This window comes from Micromonospora sp. WMMD714 (genome assembly GCF_029581315.1).
Classification (GTDB): Bacteria; Actinomycetota; Actinomycetes; order Mycobacteriales; family Micromonosporaceae; genus Micromonospora; species Micromonospora rifamycinica.
In genome coordinates this window covers 1,939,578-1,955,347 of sequence record NZ_CP120744.1, presented here as the reverse complement: position 1 = coordinate 1,955,347, position 15,770 = coordinate 1,939,578, and the positions used below count along the sequence as shown (strand labels likewise).

The window sequence follows — 15,770 nt, the reverse complement described above, 5'->3', positions numbered from 1 at the left end:
CACCGCCACGCCGTGACCTCGACGCCGCCAAACCCGACTTACGAGACATGCCTCAGATCTGGTCCAACACGAGACTCGCCTCTTTGGCCCATTTCGGATGCCCGCTCTCCGCAACTTCCCGCAGCATAATCAGCGCACTTTCGAGACTCCCTGGCTTTCCATGCGTGCCGTCCCACAAATAGAACATGCCTATCCAGAAACCCGCTTCCAAGCGGTGTTCGGGATGCCCTGACCTATACGCTTCGCGTAGGTACTTCACCCCCGTATGCTTCCTGTCTTGCGTGCCGTGCAGCAAACCAAGAGAACAATTTGCAGCAGTTGCCCAATCGGCATGTCTCGTCTCAATCGCAGCCTCGTATGCCCTGATCGCCGCATCGGTATCCTCCCGTGCCTCCAAGATGTAGCCGAGTAGCCAGGCGCCCTTACCTCGCACCTCTGGATCCTGTTCTTCGCATGGAACCTGCTCCTTGTAAGCCAAACGCGCCAGTCTTTCAACCTCCGGGACGGGACCCTCCCGTTCCAGAATCCGGCCAGCAAGCGCGACAGCCGCCAGTAGCGAAAAGCGAGACTCATCAACATTGGCGGCTTCATAGTAGAATTCATCGACGATCACGTATTCGGAGCCCATGGATTCATGGACCTGGGCCAGCATCAACGCCACCCTTGCCTTGAAGCCGGAATCCGCCAGATCCATAGCACTTTGAAGCTTGACAACGGCCTCGGGATATCTATGCGCCACATCGTAGGCAACTCCGATATTGAAGGCGGCCTTCGCCCGCGTCTCACGATCGCCGAGTTTTTCGGCGTCGGTCCAGGCCCGAATTGCGCCGGGGAAATCCGGGGTCTCTTTTTCGCACAGCAGGCTACCAAGGCTGAGGGCGGCTTGCGCGGAGTGGTAGGGTTGCGCACACCGAACACTTTCCTCATATGCCTCCATGGCCCTATCAATGAGACCCATATCCATTGCAGTTATCCCGGCCTCATAAAGTGCCGCCGCTCGAAAATCGAGCTGTTCAGAGGCGGCAAGATGGAGGTAGAAATTCAAGGCGCCAGGAAAATCCTGCATCCCTCTTCGCCTTCTGCCTTCCGCCATGGCCGTGTCGATATCGATCGGGTCGAGCTCAGATCGACACGTTTGCCCCTCGCCACTTTCTGCGAATTTTATGTATTCCCGCAGTGCTGGTACGACATCAGGGTTCCTCCCGTGAGAGTTGCCCCCAGCTTCCCATTCCTCCAAACGTGCTTGCAGCTCGCTGACGGATGCCCTCAGAAGCGAGAGGAGTGTCTTTGCAGAGAGCACCAAGCTAGAGACGAGAGGATTTGAGAAGTCCCGGTCAAGCGCGGCGATGGCTTTCTCTCTATCACCCACCTTTGCATAATGGTGACCCAATTCAAACCAGGCCAGAAGTGCGGAAGCGCCGGACCATTGCGTCGCAAGCGTCCAGTATTCAATCGCCTGCCCGAAATCCCCCTCCTTTCGGAATATACTTCCCAGCCGGTGGGCTGCGGCGCTTGCCTCATCGGATGCGCCCGATTCGACGACTTCCATCAGCGCCACCTTCGCAGCCGATAGATCCCCGAGTTTCTCGAACACATGTCCGATAAGCAAGGTTGCCCGCGCGGCGTTTTCGGGTACCGTTGCCGCTTTGACTAGGGCTTCCTTCGCATAGACGAATTCACCATGCTCATTTGCCTCCTGCGCGACATAGAAGCATTCATGGGGGTCGAGTATCCTGACGAGCACGGGCCAAAGGGTGTCCGGCAATTTCCAGCTCGCTTTATCATCCCGTAATTGATCAGAAATAATCCAAGACGGACGCCCTCGATAAATCCTGGAACAGATCATCGGAGGAGTATTAGGGGCGGGCCTCTGTGCCCACGCCATCCCTGCCGCAAAAATCTCATCAGATACAGCGATATCGGCAATTTCTGCTAGGTAGATGGGGAAAATCTGTATCAGCTCTTCATCCAGCACGGGTCGCATCAAGCCGGCCCGTCGGAAATCAATAATCGCACGGACAATTGCAACGCCTGAAGGACTCTGAGAGCGGCCCGTGTTAAGCCGTATCCACGCGAGGTGAGAGTCCGCGCCCAACTCAGCCAGCTCCGATTCCGCCTCGTTCAAGCCTGCGGTCTGTACGATTTCTGAAATCTCGGGTTCCCATGACAGGTGAACCAGATACGCGCGCTTTAGCGCGGCCTTCGCATTCGACTTGTAGCCGCGAGGCGCATCAACGATCGCAGCACATTCATCGGCCGAGATTGTTGCCACAAAGAACGCCTTTTCAGCGAGCAACTCAAGCGTTTCACGAGAGAGGCCGTCAAGGTCTGGTGACGTCAGGCCATCCGTCCATATCAGTATCTGTTCTGTCATGGTCATCGGGACGTCTCTGGCTCTGACGAAGTCGGTGATCGCGCTCGCGTCGCGCGATACAAGCACCCTAGTTTCTGGCCCTAACGTCTCTGCAATCGCGGTCCACGCGGAGGTTGACTTGCCTACTCCCTCATCACCGTAAACCAACAGAAATGGGTACGGGGGCACCGCAGTGGCGAGCGCCAAGCGCAACTCCTCGTCAGAGTCGGGACGCGGCAGGTACAGCCCGGCAGATGGTGCGGGCGTTCCATTCCAGCGCTCGATCAGCTCGCGCAGTGTGTGAAACGGCGGTCTCTCCATCTGGTCTACCGGAAAAACCGAGAACTGATCCAAAAGCCTCTTCCGATGGTCAGACTCTTCCGACCTTGTTCGCTCTAGCTCAGTCTGCAACAGCAGATGACGCTTAAGCCATCTGCCACGATCCACCAACAGCGGGTCCAACTCCCGGTTTTTCTCACGAGCACAGCCAGTCAGCGCCTGAACGACATCGTCTACCAGCTCCCAGTTTGGCGCCAGCTTTCCCTTGCCAGCAAAAAGATCATGGAGGGTCGTGATCCCCCATCCGTTTTTGGTGTGGCGGCGGATCCTTGCTAAGGCGGGTGAACCGGCGTGCCGCTTGAGCTCACGAAGCTCCTCAACGAACCGCGGCACTGACCACGCCTCTTGCTCTTCGACGCTATCGTCAGACCATTTGTTCATGGCTGCCACCCTAGCGGCAGCCAAAGGCTTCTCGCGACAGCGGCGTGTTCGGATTGTTTCGGCGTCGTTCGGACCTAGTTCGTTTGTGCCGGCGACACGGCATGCTGGTGGCAGCCGCAGAACGGCTGTGGCTGAGCAAGTAGAGGAACCGATGAAGCTTTTCGACACCAGGGCCGCACTCGTTCTCATCGCGATGCTCGTCGTCGGTGCGCTAGCCGCCAGCCTGACCCTGGCGGCCGGGGGCACATGGCCAGCCGCGTTACTGGTCGGCGGAAGTAGTGGTTGGGGCGTGCTGGCCACACTGCCGTCGCTACTAGAATGAGGCCCCCACGTTGAGCGGAGTTACCTCGAGGAGCAACAAGCGCGCCGCCCGGTTGCTCAGCGCCCCTTTATTACGGCAGCCGCCATTGGCTAGTGCCTCGTCATGCGGCCTTGAACGGGTAATCCGGTGGCGGATCTTGGATCCGGTTGCGAATCCGGCTTTCGGGTGTGCTCGGTGGTTGCGCCAGCGGATGTAGGCGCCGATGGCGGTGTCCTGCTCGGTGTGGGTGTGGTGGTCGGTGCCGTTGAGGGCGAAGTAGCGCACGGCGGCGAACTCGGCTTCGATCCAGTTCAGCCAGGACGCGTAGGTCGGTAGGAACACCAGTTCCACCTGGTTGGCGGTGCACCAGGCGCGGACCTCGGGGTGCTTGTGTGGGGAGAAGTTGTCGCAGATCAGGTACAGCTTCTGGGCGGGCCAGCGGCGGCGCAGGGTCTTGAGGAAGGCCAGGAACTCGCGCCACGGTTTGCGGTCGCGGATGCGGTAGTGCAGGCGGCGTTGGTCAGGTCGAGGGCGGCGATCATGTGTCGGACGCCCTGGTCGCGGGTGTAGGTGGCTCGTAGCCGCACCGGGTGTGCGACGGTCCGCCAGGTCCGTCCGGGGCGGGGTTGCAGGTTGAGTGGCCCGAACTCGTCGACGCCGAGCACCCTGCCGTCGGCGGGTGGGTGGTCGTAGAGGTCCAGGATCCGGCGCATCTTGGTGGTGAAGTCGGGGTCGGTGCTGGCCTTCCACGTCGTGGTGGCCTGCCAGGAGATCCCGCGTTCGTGCAGGATCCGGCGGACCGTCTCGACGCTGATCGTGGTGACGTGACCAGCCGCCACGAGATAGTCGCGCAGCTTGGTCAGTGACCAGCAGGAGAAGGGTTGGCCGAGGAAGCGGGGGTCGCACCGGGCGATGACGCAGATCCAGTCTCTGGTCTGCTCATCGATCCGTCTCGGTGCGCCCCCGCTCCATTTTGGGTCCAGGGCGTCGAACCCCCGCTCGTTGAACGCGTGGATCACGTCCCGGACGTAGTCCTCGCTGGTCTTGAGCAGGTGGGCGATGTCCGGCGCGGGTTGTCCCTGGGCGGACATCAGCACCACGATCGCGCGGCGTAGCTTCACCGGGTCCTTCGCGGTCCGGGTGATCCGCTGCAACCGCTGTCCCTCGGCCATCGACACCTGCCGGACGAACACTTCCGGCCGTCTGCCCACCGGCCATCACCTCCCACCACGAGTGCTGGGAGACAGCCTGCCCGATCTATCCTCATAACCGACGCATTACACGATCAACCTTCAAAGACACGGCACTAGGGGGTATGCGGTGAGCATCGGGTTAGCGCGGGAGCTCTCCCGCTATACGTCCCTGGTGACCAGAGGGATGATCCGGCTCAAGGCGACCACCACGAGCGACCTCGACCGGCTGCCGCGTTACGCCGCCCCGGTCGGGGTGTCTCCCCTCGATCTGCTGCTTGCCGACAGGCTGGCGTCAGAATCGGCGGGTTTGCCGGTTGCGGCTCCCGGTGCCGCTCAGGCGACCTCGGTTGCCGGGGTGGCGGTGTCGCGGACGGAGTTGAGGATCGTGACCAGGCGGTCCAGGTCGTCGGAAGGGAAGATCGATTCCGGGTCGGGGGCGAGGTCGCTGAACGGGGACTCGTAGAGCCGCTCGGGGGCCATCACGCCGTTCTGGGTCAGGTGGGCAATGATCAGGCCGATGAAGTCGATCTGGCTGCCGGTGAGGGTGCGGCCGGTCAGGAACTCACCGAACGCCTCGTGGGCCGCTTCCCGGTCGAGCCCGACCAGGGAACGGACGAAGAGCCCGAGCCCCTCGGACGAGCGGCGGACCCGGTCGATGTCCTCGGCACCGCCGCCGCTGGCCACCAGCATCCGTTCCAGCTCGTCGAGGTCGGTGGGGGAGAGCTGCCTGTTGCGGCGCAGCTTCTGCAACGTCAGGTGGTCCTCGTGGGCGCGCAGGTAGACCCGGGCCTTGGCGCGGAACCGCTCGAAGTTGGTGCCGATCCTGATGTCGTCGAGCGTGACGTCCGACAGCTCGCCCAGCTCGTCGGCGAAGTCGGTGTAGACGATGGCCCGCCTGGTCCTGGAGATCAGCCGGACCAGCCCGCGCAGGCGGCGGCGGACCAGCTCCAGCAGGGGCAGGGTGACGTCGTGCCACCACTCGTCGCCGGCCACCTCGTCGAGGAGGTGTTGCTGGTCGCGTACCGCCGGGATGTTGGTCTGTTCGAGCAGCGCGGAGGCGATCTCCTGGACCTGCCCGCGCAGCCGCGCGTAGTCGGGCAGCACCTGGAACTGGCCCAGCTGGAGGCGCAGCACCATCAGATCGAACCGTTTGGCCGCCTCGTCGGTGTCCTGCACGGCGGTGGGCAGGGCGGCGAGGTTGTCGCCGATCTCGTCCACCGTCTCGGGGGTGAGCCGGTGCCAGTGGGTGAAGTCGACGTAGTAGTCGACCAGCCCGCGCTGGGGGCGTACGACGAAGTTGTCCAGGGGGATGCCCGACACCCGGGAGTGCAGGTCGCGGGCCAGCTCCCAGCGTAGGCCGGCTTCGTCCTGCGTCCCGTCGGCGTCCGGCAGCGGGCCGGCGGCGGCGGGTAGCCGCTGGTCGAGGCGGTGCACCAGGTCGAGCTGGGTCTTGAACAGCCGGGTGCTCAGCGACTCCGCCAGCTTCCCCTGCGCCGGCTCGGGGTTCTGATTGAAGTACTCGAAGTTCTGGCAGAAGTCGAAGACGAAGAAGTCCTGTTTGTGCTGGCCGGGGCCGTAGAGGTCCGGGCAGAGCCGGGTGCCCCGGCCGAGCATCTGGAGGAACTTCGACTTCGACCTGACGATCTTGAAGAAGACCAGGTTGACGACCTCGGGCACGTCGATGCCGGTGTCGAGCATGTCCACCGAGACCGCGACGTGCGGGTCCTTCTCCCGGTCCGAGAAGTTGTCGATGACGCTCTGCGCGTAGACGGTCCGGTGGGTGATCTGGAGGGTGTGGTGGCCGGCGAGTGCCGGGTAGGCGAGATCGAACCGCTCCACGATGAACTTCGCGTGTGCCTCGTTCTTGGCGAAGATGATCGTCTTGCCGATCCGGTCGCCGCCGGCCACGTGGTGCCCGTGGGTCATCAACGTTGCCAGGACCTTGTCCACGGTGTCGGTGTTGAACAGCCACTTGTTCACCGCGTCCGGGTCGACGCCGTCCGGCGGGCCGTCGTCACCCCAGTCGAGCGAGTCCCAGGTGTCCTTCTCCTCCTCGGTGAGGTCGTCGTACCGGATGCCGTCACGCTGGAACTTCAGCGGCACCGACACCGCGCGCGGCGGCACGAGGTATCCCTCCTGCACCGCGTCGTTCAGGTCGTAGTGGTCGGTGGGCACGCCGTCTTCGAGGTGGAACAGGCTGTAGGTGTTGCGGTCGATCTCGTTGCGCGGGGTCGCGGTGAGCCCGACCAGGAGGCTGTCGAACCAGGAGAAGATCGCCCGGTAGCGCTGGTAGACCGAACGGTGCGCCTCGTCGATGATCACCAGGTCGAAGTAGCCCGGCCCGAAGCGCCGTCCGCCGCCCGCGGTCTGGTTGATCAGGCCCATCATGGTCGGGTACGTCGAGACGTACACCCGGCCCTCGGTGTCCTTCTCGGTGACCAGGTTGACGGTGGCCGCCTCGGGCAGGTGCGTCTTGAACGCGTTCACCGCCTGGTTGACCAGGGCGGTGCGGTCGGCGAGGAACAGCACCCGCTTGACCCAGTTGGCCCGCATCAGCACGTCGACCAGGGCGATCACCGTCCGGGTCTTGCCGGCGCCGGTGGCCATCACCACGAGCGCCTGGCGCTGCCGGTCCCGCTCGAACGCCTCGCCGATCTTGCGGATCGCCCGGTGCTGGTAGTGCCGCTCGACGATCTCCCGCTTGATGGGTACGTCCGCGAGCGCCCTCCGGCTGGCGCGACGCTGGACCAGCAGCGCCAGCTCGTCGCGGGTGTAGAAGCCCTGCACCGGGCGCGGCGGGTACGTGGTGTCGTCCCAGAGCCAGGTGTCGTAACCGTTGGTGTAGAAGATGACCGGCCGCTGGCCGTACCGCTGCTCCAGGCAGTCGGCGTAGAGCCTGGCCTGCTGCTTGCCGCTGATGGGGTCCTTCCGGGCGCGCTTGGCCTCGACCACCGCGAGCGGCCTGCCGTCCTCGCCCCACAGCACGTAGTCGACGAAACCGGTGCCGGTGCCGTTGGGCATGCCGGTCACCTCGAACTCGCGGTCGTCCGGCCCGTCGAGCCGCCAGCCGGCCTCGGCCAGCAGCACGTCGATGTAGAGATTCCGGGTCTGCGCCTCGTCGTAGTCGTGATCGTCGGGGCGGGCCTCGTTGACGGCCTTCGCGGCGGCGATCTGGGCGCGTAGCTTCGCCAGCTCGGCGTCGAGGGTGGCGCTCTTCTGCCGCTCGGCGTCGAGCGCCGCGTCCCGGGCGGCGAGCTTCTCGGCCAGCGCCTGCAACTCGGCCCGGGTCTGCTGCCGCACCTCGGCGGGGACCGGCCGGGGGATCAGGTTCGGGTCGAAGACGAGGGCGCTCCCCGGCACCCGCGTCTGGTCGCGGGTGTAGTGCCGGGCGATCCAGTACATGACGTGGAACAGCTCGCGCAGGACCGGCACCGACTCCTTCGTCGTCACCGGCGTCTTCTCGTGTACGGCGTGGTTGCCCTGCCTACGGATCAGGTTCATCTTGACCTGGAGGGCGGTGCCGACCAGGTTGCGCAACGTCGGCTCGTGGATCCTTCCGGAAAGATCGTTCTTGTACGGCCGCCGCAGCGTCGCGTCGGCGTCGAAGAGCCAGCCCAGCGCGAGTTCCAGGGTGCGCCGGGCATAGAAACACGAGCCCCGCGGGTCGGCGACAGCCAGCCGCTCGGCCCGCAGGGCCTCGTCATGCAGATCAGGCCACTCGGCCCGCAGGAACGCGAAGTTGCTCATCGGATTGCCTACCCCCCACGGTGGACAGCCCTAGAGAGTCTCACATCAGAGCAACCCGCGAAAAGCCCGATCCTGCAAGGAGGCGAACAGCGCGTCCAGCTCGGCCAGGCTCGCCTGATTGACTTTTCTCGTTCTCTCCACCTGGTCCAGTCGTGCCGCAAACGCGTGTTGCAGGTCGACGGGCGGCAGGGGCAGGGGCAACGTCCGGAGCGCTTTGTAGTAGATGGCAAAGACGCTGGTGGTGCCAGCCTTGCGCAGCTCCAACTCGTGCTTGCCGTGCCTCGAACGCAGGGCCGCATCGACGTAGGCGGGGTGAGCTTCTTCCCGAAACCGGATACGCATTATGTTGTTGTTGAAGACATGACTGCCGTTGCCTCGGTAGACGGCGGACTTGCCCACCAGTTCCCGGCTGTTCCTCGTATTGAAGAGCAGATCACCGGACTGAAGCCCGTACTCCTCGCATTCCCGCCGGCTCGCCTCCGTCTTAAGAACCCCGTGCAGATCCAGCTTGCCGGTGAGGTCGATCGCGTTCATCCGGATGTACGGGACGGCGAGCTGGGGGCCGGTCTGTTCCGCGCTCCTGACCAGACCCAGCTTGGTGTCGGCTATGACCTCCCCGAGCGGCAGCCGTGGCCACCGGTCCGCGTCGGTCAGGTCACCGAACATGTCGAGGAAGATCGACCGGGTGAGGTCGTCGAGCTGGGCGAGAGCTTCGCGTCGCTTGGCGCGCAGCTCATCGGCCTGATCCAGCACCTCGGCAATCAGGCGCTGCTGTGCGACCGAAGGCAGCGGAAGCGTGAACTTGAGCAGTTCGGTAGGGCTCAGTCGGGGGAGGTTGGCCCCGGTCGCCCGGGTGTTCGCCAGCTCGATCATTTCCGGCGTGGCGAGGAAATGAGCCAGGTAACCCCGATCGAGGTCTGCGGACGGCATGATCGGCAGAATGTCGGTACTACACACCCCGCCGAAGGAAGGCCGGGTGATCTTCGCCAGGTAGGGTCGGAGTTTGCCGAACAACACATGCCTATCCGTGAAACGGAACTTCAGGCTGGTCAGCCCCGACTCGCTTACGGCCTTGACGTTCGCCAGGGTGCCGCCGCGAAGGATGTTCTCCAACCCGACATACGCCGTCTCCGGATCGATCTGACCGGGGTCGACGGCCTCTCTCGTGATCGTGGCGACTCGGCCGAGGGACACCTGCTCCCATTCAGTCATGCCAACTTCGCCTTCAGGTCCGACATGCCCTGCTGAATCTCGGACTCCAGCCGTTCGAGGTCGGCCAGGATGTCCAACGGCGAGCGGTGCGTGGTCTCCCCGTGGACGACCTCCTTGTACCGGTTGAGGCTGAGGTCGTAGCCCTGCTCGACGATGTCGGCCTTGGGCACGCAGAAGCTCTGCTTGGTCCGCGCCCGCTGCAACTCGTCGCCGTCTCGGCGAGCCCACCGCGCCAGCGCGTCCGGCAGGTTGTTCTTCGCGTGCTCGTCCCCGGTCAGCGCCACGTCCGGCACCGGCCCGAGCTTTTCGGCGGGCAACAACGGAGTCCGCTTGTCGTCCAGGCTCCAGCCGTCGGCGGTCACCTCGTAGAACCAGACGTGATCGGTGCCGCCGCTGTTGGTCTTGGTGAAGAACAGGATCGCGGTGGAGACACCGGAGTAGGGCTTGAAGGTGCCGCTGGGCAGCTTGACCACGCCGTCGAGCTTGTGGTCCTCGACCAGGATCCGGCGTAGTTCCTTGTGCGCCTTGCTCGATCCGAAGAGCACGCCGTCGGGCACGATCACGGCCGCCCGCCCACTGTTCTCCAGCAGCCGGAGGAAGAGGGCGAGGAACAGCAGTTCGGTCTTCTTGGTCTTGACGACCCGCTGGAGGTCCTTCGACGTGCTCTCGTAATCGAGGCTGCCGGCGAAGGGTGGGTTGGCCAGGATCAGCGAGTACTCCCCGGCGTCGCCGCTGACGCTCTCGGCGAGCGAGTCACGGTAGCGGATATCCGGGCTCTCCACCCCGTGCAGCAGCATGTTCATGCTGCCGATCCGCAGCATCGTGCCGTCGAAGTCGAAGCCGTGGAACATCTTCTGGTGGAAGTGCTCCCGTTGGCCCGCGTCGTGGAGCACCTCCGGGTGGACGCGCCGGACGTACTCGTTGGCCTCGACCAGGAAGCCGGCGGTGCCGCAGGCCGGGTCGCAGATCCTGTCCCCCGGCCTCGGGGCGGTCATCTCGACCATGAGCTGGATGATGTGCCGGGACGTGCGAAATTGTCCATTGTGTCCGGCAGTGGCGATCTTGGAGAGCATGTACTCGTAGAGATCACCCTTGGTGTCCCGGTCCTCCATCGGGAGCGTGTCGAGCATGGTGACCACCCGGTCGAGAAGCGCCGGGCTCGGGATGGTGAACCGGGCGTCCCGCATATGGTGCGAGTAGGTCGAGCCGTCCCCGCCGAGCTGCTGAAGGTAGGGGAACACCTTGTGGGCGACCGTCTTGAACATCGTTTCCGGGTCGAGGCCCCTGAACCGGGACCACCGAAGTTCCTGCTCGTCCGGCCCGAACCGCAGAGTGACCTGGGCGTTCGGGAAACGTGCCCGTTTCGCCAGCTCCCGCGTCTCCATCTCGTCCAGCCGCTTGATGAAGAGCAGGTAGGTGATCTGCTCGATCACCTCCAGCGGGTTGGAGATGCCGCCCGACCAGAAGGCATCCCAGACGCGATCGATCCTGCTCTTCAGTTCACCGGTTATCACGTGCCTCGTCCCCATGGCGTTGCTTCAGGCTTTGACCCCACAGGCTAGTTCCTCTCCGCAGCGAGCCGGACCAGCCGTGCCGGTTATGGTCAGGTCACGCCGAGAGTGGTGGCCAACTGGATGATGCCGGCCGGGGCGTGCCGGGCGCGGGCCACCTGGGCGAGCACCTCCCGGCTGGCCGGTCGGTGGCGTACCTCGGCGGGGGCCATCCGGTCGGCGTCGGCCAGCACCCGGCCGGCGTTGGCCGGGTCGTCGGCCTGGAGGTAGGCGCGGGCCGCGTCGACCAGGTGCGCCGCCCGGTGCTCCAGCGGCAGCCACCGCCAGGCGTCCCGTCGGGTCGTCTGCTCGTGCCGGGCCACCGCCTCGTCGGCACGACCCAGGTCGAGGGCGGCGGCGGTACGGGCGAGGTCGACGGCCGTCGGCCCGAACGCGGTCCGGTGGTGGTCGTGGCCCTCGCCGACCTGCGCGGCCATGTCGGCGGCCTCGTCGAGGAGGTCGGCGACGGCCTGGTCGTCACCCCGGCGGGCCGCCGCCAGGGCGGCCTGCACCAGCAGCGTCCCGCACAACGACAACTCGCCGGGGCCACCGTCGTCGGGTTCGGGCGGGGCGATCCGGTACGCGGCGGCGAGCGCCGCCGACACCGCCGCCCGCGCCCGCCCCGAGGCGCGGAACACCTGGCCGAGCTGCACCGTGGCGGCGGCCACCAGCAGGGGGTCGCCGGCCCCGGTGGCCATGGCCCGATCGGCGGCCAGCCAACCCAGGTCGACCTCACCGAGCTTGACCAGCAGCGACGCAGTGAGCCGGTACGCCTCCACCAGCAGTGGGCGGCTCCGCTCGTGGTCGTCGGCGGCGACCCGTTGCACGTCGGCCAGCAGACCCGGCAGGACGCCGATCACCTGCGGGTACCGGGCATGGTGGAACTGCACCCAGGCATGCCCGACGTCCCGGACCGCCCGGTCGGCCGGCGGCACGCCACGGGCCGCCGGTCGACCCAGAGCGATCTCGTACGCCGACAGGGCGTCCCGAATCCGCTCCACCCCCGCGACCCGTTCGGCCGCCGTGGCGGGCCGCGCGTCCCGGCCGAGCAGCACGGCGGTGTCGATCCGCAGCACAGCGGCGATGTCCCGCAGCGTCGACACCTTGTCCAGCGACCGGACACCCCGCTCCACCTTGTCGACCCAGGATTTCGACCGGCCGAGCCGATCGGCGAACACCTGCTGCGACAGCCTGCGCCGCCCCCGCCAGTAGGCCACCCGCCGGCCGACCGGCAGCAGCTCACTGCTGTCCACGACGCCACCGCCGATCCGGTACCGCCCGGGTGGTCTCCTCGGCGGGTATCCGTTCCGCCTCGGCCTGGGCGAGGATCCGTTGCCGGGCCGCCTCGCGTTCCGCCGCCTGGATCTGCTCGCCCCGGTCCTCCCCGTCGGGCCTGCGCCGCGCCGTCACGACCAGCACCCCGCCCGGTACTCCCCCGCCAGCGTCAACAGTGGCCGTTCCGGCAGCAACGGCCGTTGCGGCAGGTGGGGCACCGACGCCACCCCCTTCACCCGGTACGCCGCGACGCGCTCCGCGTGGTTCGGCATCGGCCGGAGGCGGTCGAGCGGGTCGATCCGCCGCCGCCGAAACCGCCTCCAGCACCGCGCCAGCAGACCGGGGTACGCCGCTTCCTTCGCATGCCGAGCCATGAGCCCTCCAGATGTAGTTGCTTCCGCACCAAGAGTGACAACCACGATCCGGGAAGTCTAGACTTCCATGGAAGATTTCTATGGACGATCGCTTCTGTCTCGGCGTTCTTGATCCTGGCAATGGAAGGGAGAACACTGATGGTGTTCGCGACCCTGGAGGTAGACGTGGCAAGGGCGAGCGGTCCGACTATCGCGCGGTGGCAACTCGGCCGAGAGCTGCATCGGCTCCGTGAAGCGGCCGGCGTGTCGCACAAGGAGATCGCAACCGAACTGGGCTGCTCCGAGTCGAAGATTTACAAGATCGAGTCCGGGGTGGTCGGCGTCAGCCGAGCCGATGTGATCGTGATGCTCACCCGCTACGGCGTCGGTGACGACCGAGTACGGCAGACCGCTCTCGACCTTCAGCGCCAAGGCAAGGAGCGTGGCTGGTGGGCGAAGTTCGGCCAGCTCCCGAACCCTTACAGCATGTACATCGGGCTGGAGTCCGCAGCGACCAGAGTCCGAAACTTCGAGCTGGCCGTTGTACCCGGATTACTCCAGACCGAGGCTTACGCCCTTGCTATCACCAGTGCCGCTTGGCCGGGGCAGAGCGAGGAAGCACGTCGCCGAGTCGCGGTGCGAATGACCAGGCAGGATTGTCTGACTGACGAGCCGGTGCTGAAGCTGTGGGCAATCGTGGACGAGGGCGTGTTACATCGTCAGACCGGCGGCCCAGACGTCATGCGCGCCCAACTCCACCATCTCATCGACATGAGCGACCGGCCGAACATCGAGCTTCAGGTACTGCCGTTCGGGGAGGGTTGGCACCCCGGCACCGTGGGCTCCTTCTCGATCCTGGAGTTCCCGGAGGACATCCACAGCCCGGTCGTGTACGTGGTGAGTCAGGCAGGAGACGCCTATCTCGAACGTGAAGATGACCTGCGGCGGGTTACCCTTACCTACACCCACCTGCATGCGGCAGCGCTCAGCGCCAGCAAGTCACGGGACCTGATCGCCGCCATCGCAAAGGACATGACATAGGGGAGGCGCGGCAATGGACCGTTCACGCGCGGAGTGGCGCAAGAGCAGCCGAAGCGACGCCAACGGTCAGTGTGTCGAGGTGGCCGATCTCCGCGACGGGGTGGCCGTCCGGGACAGCAAGGACAGGACCGGCCCCACCCTGGCCTTCGACGCCCGAGGCTGGCGCACTTTCGTCGACTCCCTCAAGCACAACTGACCCCGCCCGTCGTACCGACTGCGGCAGTGACCCGCCCCGGTCCCCGTCGCGGAGGCCGGGACGGGCTGCTTTCCCGCGTGGCCGAAGCTCGATGACGGGCTGGCGGCGGAAGCTCTACGGGAGCGCCGAGCTTCAGCAACGTCTGGGTGTGTCGCGGGTCCGCATCGTCCAGCTCACCGGCCGACCTGACTTCCCCGAGCCCTTCGACCGGCTGGCAGGCGGATCGGTCTGGCTGGTGGACGACGTGGAAACCTGGATCACCGAGCACCAGCCATGGAAGGCCCGAGGCGCGGACGAACCTCCACCGCCGGACCTTTGAGCGGAGCAGAATCGTAGGCCGGAGTAGCGGTGTCCCTGCGCACGGTTGATACCTCCAACGCCTAGGCGATCAAGGGGTTTGCGTCATCGAGATGATCGAAGTTGACGCCAACCTCTTGATCACCGGGGAAGGCGATGCGGGCGGCTCGGGTTTGTCGTTCCACGCAACACCCCAGTAGGCGGTGACCCTACGAAGGTCGCCGCCGCGCCTACTCGCGTCTTCCCGCTTCCAGCCGCAGTCGATCAGGCGGATCGACACGGCCCGCTGCTGGGGATAGCCGAAGACGATCTCGTTTTCGACAGTCCCACCGAGCAGACACACCTCATCCTGGGGTGGATCGGTGGTCAAAGCATTTAGGTACGTGGGGAGGTCATCGACACGCTCAATGATCCTCTGGCCGGCATCCAGCCGACAGCGCGAGCTGCCCGAGCGGAAGAGGAACCTAAACAGGAAACACCGCACACTTCACGCCCAGGTGAACACACTATGATCCGCATGACGAGCTTCAAGATCCTGCGGGGCCACCGACATACCACCAGGACATTGACCGACACCCTGCCAGCATCGCCCATCCGCATGACATCATCATGTCCGGGTGACACCAACGCCGGTATCGGCCAACGCCTTCAACGAGTTATGAGATGTCCTTCAGCAAGAGAAGAACAGATCGAACCGCTCCCACGTGCCAACTTTGTCCGCACTGGCCCGCAGCGCGCCATTGTTCCCCCCGCTAATGTTGGCCGTTACATACTTGCTGTTAGCTGCCGACTTGATCGCATACCAGCCGTCCGAGGTACCTTCGATGGTGAACTGCTCCCACGGCCCGACACTGGAGGCGGTGGCCTGCAGGGCACCACCCCCAGCACCACTGATGTTGGCACTCACGTACAAGCCTGCGGCCCACGAGTAGAACACGTACTTTCCGTTGTACGTCGCGACCCCGAAATCCTCCCACGCTCCCCAACTGTCCGCGCGTGCCCGCAGAGGGCCACCACTCTCGTTGATGACCGCGCTGACGAACTTGTAATTGGCCCGCGCGTAGATATAGGTGCTGGAACACGTCTGCAGGGCAGAGAGACCACCTGGTCTCCTGTTGGCGGCCGATGCCGGCGCGGGCGACAGCGCAAGCAGCATCACCACCGAGCAAATTGCAGCGGCAACTATTGCGGCGCGCGACCTCTTCGGGATGGACGAGTTGTTCAAGGCAGTCCCCTTCCAGTCGGTATCGTGCACTCTATAGCATAGAGCATGATCACTGGGTTAACAGATTAAACCATCTAAGTTGTTTGATTTCAGCTCGCGCTTGGCCGCCGCGTGGTTGGCCAGCCGCGCGGAGAACGAGTCGGTGGCGAAGGCCCCGCCTCCGGCCAACGGCGATCTCGTAGCCAAATTGCCACCTCCGACGGTCACGTCGGCGAACCAGTCCCGGCCACGGATTTGCTAAGCGCTCGCGGTGGCGTTCACCATGTCCGAGTTGCTGTTGCCGGCATGAGCAAAAAAGAAATCTCGC

The 15,770-nt window shown here is 65.0% G+C and carries 14 protein-coding genes; 3 read left to right on the top strand and 11 right to left on the bottom strand.

Annotated elements, in window-relative coordinates:
• Positions 1 to 52: 52 nt before the first annotated feature.
• The 9 genes from O7625_RS08815 to O7625_RS08775 all read right to left on the bottom strand — a co-directional run bounded on the left by O7625_RS08815 (position 53) and on the right by O7625_RS08775 (position 12,623).
• Positions 53 to 3,073: a hypothetical protein gene (locus O7625_RS08815; protein ID WP_282345369.1), complete on the bottom strand. Its 3,021-nt coding sequence runs from the start codon at positions 3,071 to 3,073 to the stop codon at positions 53 to 55.
• 313 nt (positions 3,074 to 3,386) lie between these two features.
• Positions 3,387 to 3,788 (bottom strand): transposase, encoded by a 402-nt coding sequence (locus tag O7625_RS08810; protein WP_282346863.1) that lies wholly within the window; start codon positions 3,786 to 3,788, stop codon positions 3,387 to 3,389.
• Complete coding sequence (locus O7625_RS08805) at positions 3,788 to 4,585, bottom strand: IS630 family transposase (RefSeq protein ID WP_282345368.1); 798 nt, start codon at positions 4,583 to 4,585, stop codon at positions 3,788 to 3,790. Before O7625_RS08805 ends, O7625_RS08810 begins: the two co-directional genes overlap by 1 nt.
• A 315-nt stretch (positions 4,586 to 4,900) precedes the next feature.
• Entirely contained in the window at positions 4,901 to 8,314 is a 3,414-nt protein-coding gene (locus tag O7625_RS08800; RefSeq protein WP_282345367.1) for a DEAD/DEAH box helicase family protein, read from the bottom strand.
• 45 nt (positions 8,315 to 8,359) lie between these two features.
• Positions 8,360 to 9,526, bottom strand: coding sequence for a restriction endonuclease subunit S (locus tag O7625_RS08795; RefSeq protein ID WP_282345366.1), 1,167 nt, complete (start codon positions 9,524 to 9,526; stop codon positions 8,360 to 8,362).
• A complete protein-coding gene (locus O7625_RS08790) occupies positions 9,523 to 11,040 on the bottom strand; it encodes a class I SAM-dependent DNA methyltransferase (RefSeq protein WP_282345365.1) in 1,518 nt (505 codons plus the stop codon). The genes O7625_RS08795 and O7625_RS08790 overlap by 4 nt, the downstream gene beginning before the upstream one ends.
• A gap of 89 nt (positions 11,041 to 11,129) precedes the next feature.
• Positions 11,130 to 12,329 carry a helix-turn-helix domain-containing protein gene (locus tag O7625_RS08785; protein WP_282345364.1) on the bottom strand — a complete coding sequence of 400 codons (1,200 nt, stop codon included), beginning with the start codon at positions 12,327 to 12,329 and terminating at the stop codon, positions 11,130 to 11,132.
• On the bottom strand, positions 12,316 to 12,495 hold the full coding sequence (locus tag O7625_RS08780; protein WP_282345363.1) for a hypothetical protein: 180 nt from the start codon (positions 12,493 to 12,495) through the stop codon (positions 12,316 to 12,318). The genes O7625_RS08785 and O7625_RS08780 overlap by 14 nt, the downstream gene beginning before the upstream one ends.
• Positions 12,483 to 12,623, bottom strand: coding sequence for a hypothetical protein (locus O7625_RS08775; protein ID WP_282345362.1), 141 nt, complete (start codon positions 12,621 to 12,623; stop codon positions 12,483 to 12,485). The genes O7625_RS08780 and O7625_RS08775 overlap by 13 nt, the downstream gene beginning before the upstream one ends.
• Positions 12,624 to 12,863: 240 nt before the next feature.
• On the opposite strand from O7625_RS08775, the gene O7625_RS08770 reads away from it, so the two are divergent.
• The 3 genes from O7625_RS08770 to O7625_RS08760 all read left to right on the top strand — a co-directional run bounded on the left by O7625_RS08770 (position 12,864) and on the right by O7625_RS08760 (position 14,260).
• On the top strand, positions 12,864 to 13,745 hold the full coding sequence (locus O7625_RS08770; RefSeq protein WP_282345361.1) for a helix-turn-helix transcriptional regulator: 882 nt from the start codon (positions 12,864 to 12,866) through the stop codon (positions 13,743 to 13,745).
• Positions 13,746 to 13,758: 13 nt separating this feature from the next.
• Positions 13,759 to 13,941 (top strand): DUF397 domain-containing protein, encoded by a 183-nt coding sequence (locus O7625_RS08765; protein ID WP_282345360.1) that lies wholly within the window; start codon positions 13,759 to 13,761, stop codon positions 13,939 to 13,941.
• Positions 13,942 to 14,032: 91 nt separating this feature from the next.
• On the top strand, positions 14,033 to 14,260 hold the full coding sequence (locus O7625_RS08760; RefSeq protein ID WP_282345359.1) for a DNA-binding protein: 228 nt from the start codon (positions 14,033 to 14,035) through the stop codon (positions 14,258 to 14,260).
• A 69-nt stretch (positions 14,261 to 14,329) separates the two neighbouring features.
• Here O7625_RS08760 and O7625_RS08755 read toward each other — a convergent pair whose 3' ends face one another.
• The gene (locus tag O7625_RS08755) at positions 14,330 to 14,608 is read right to left on the bottom strand and encodes a hypothetical protein (RefSeq protein ID WP_282345358.1); all 279 of its coding nucleotides are present in this window, start codon (positions 14,606 to 14,608) and stop codon (positions 14,330 to 14,332) included.
• A 300-nt stretch (positions 14,609 to 14,908) separates the two neighbouring features.
• Entirely contained in the window at positions 14,909 to 15,400 is a 492-nt protein-coding gene (locus O7625_RS08750) for a hypothetical protein (RefSeq protein WP_282345357.1), read from the bottom strand.
• Positions 15,401 to 15,770: the final 370 nt, after the last annotated feature.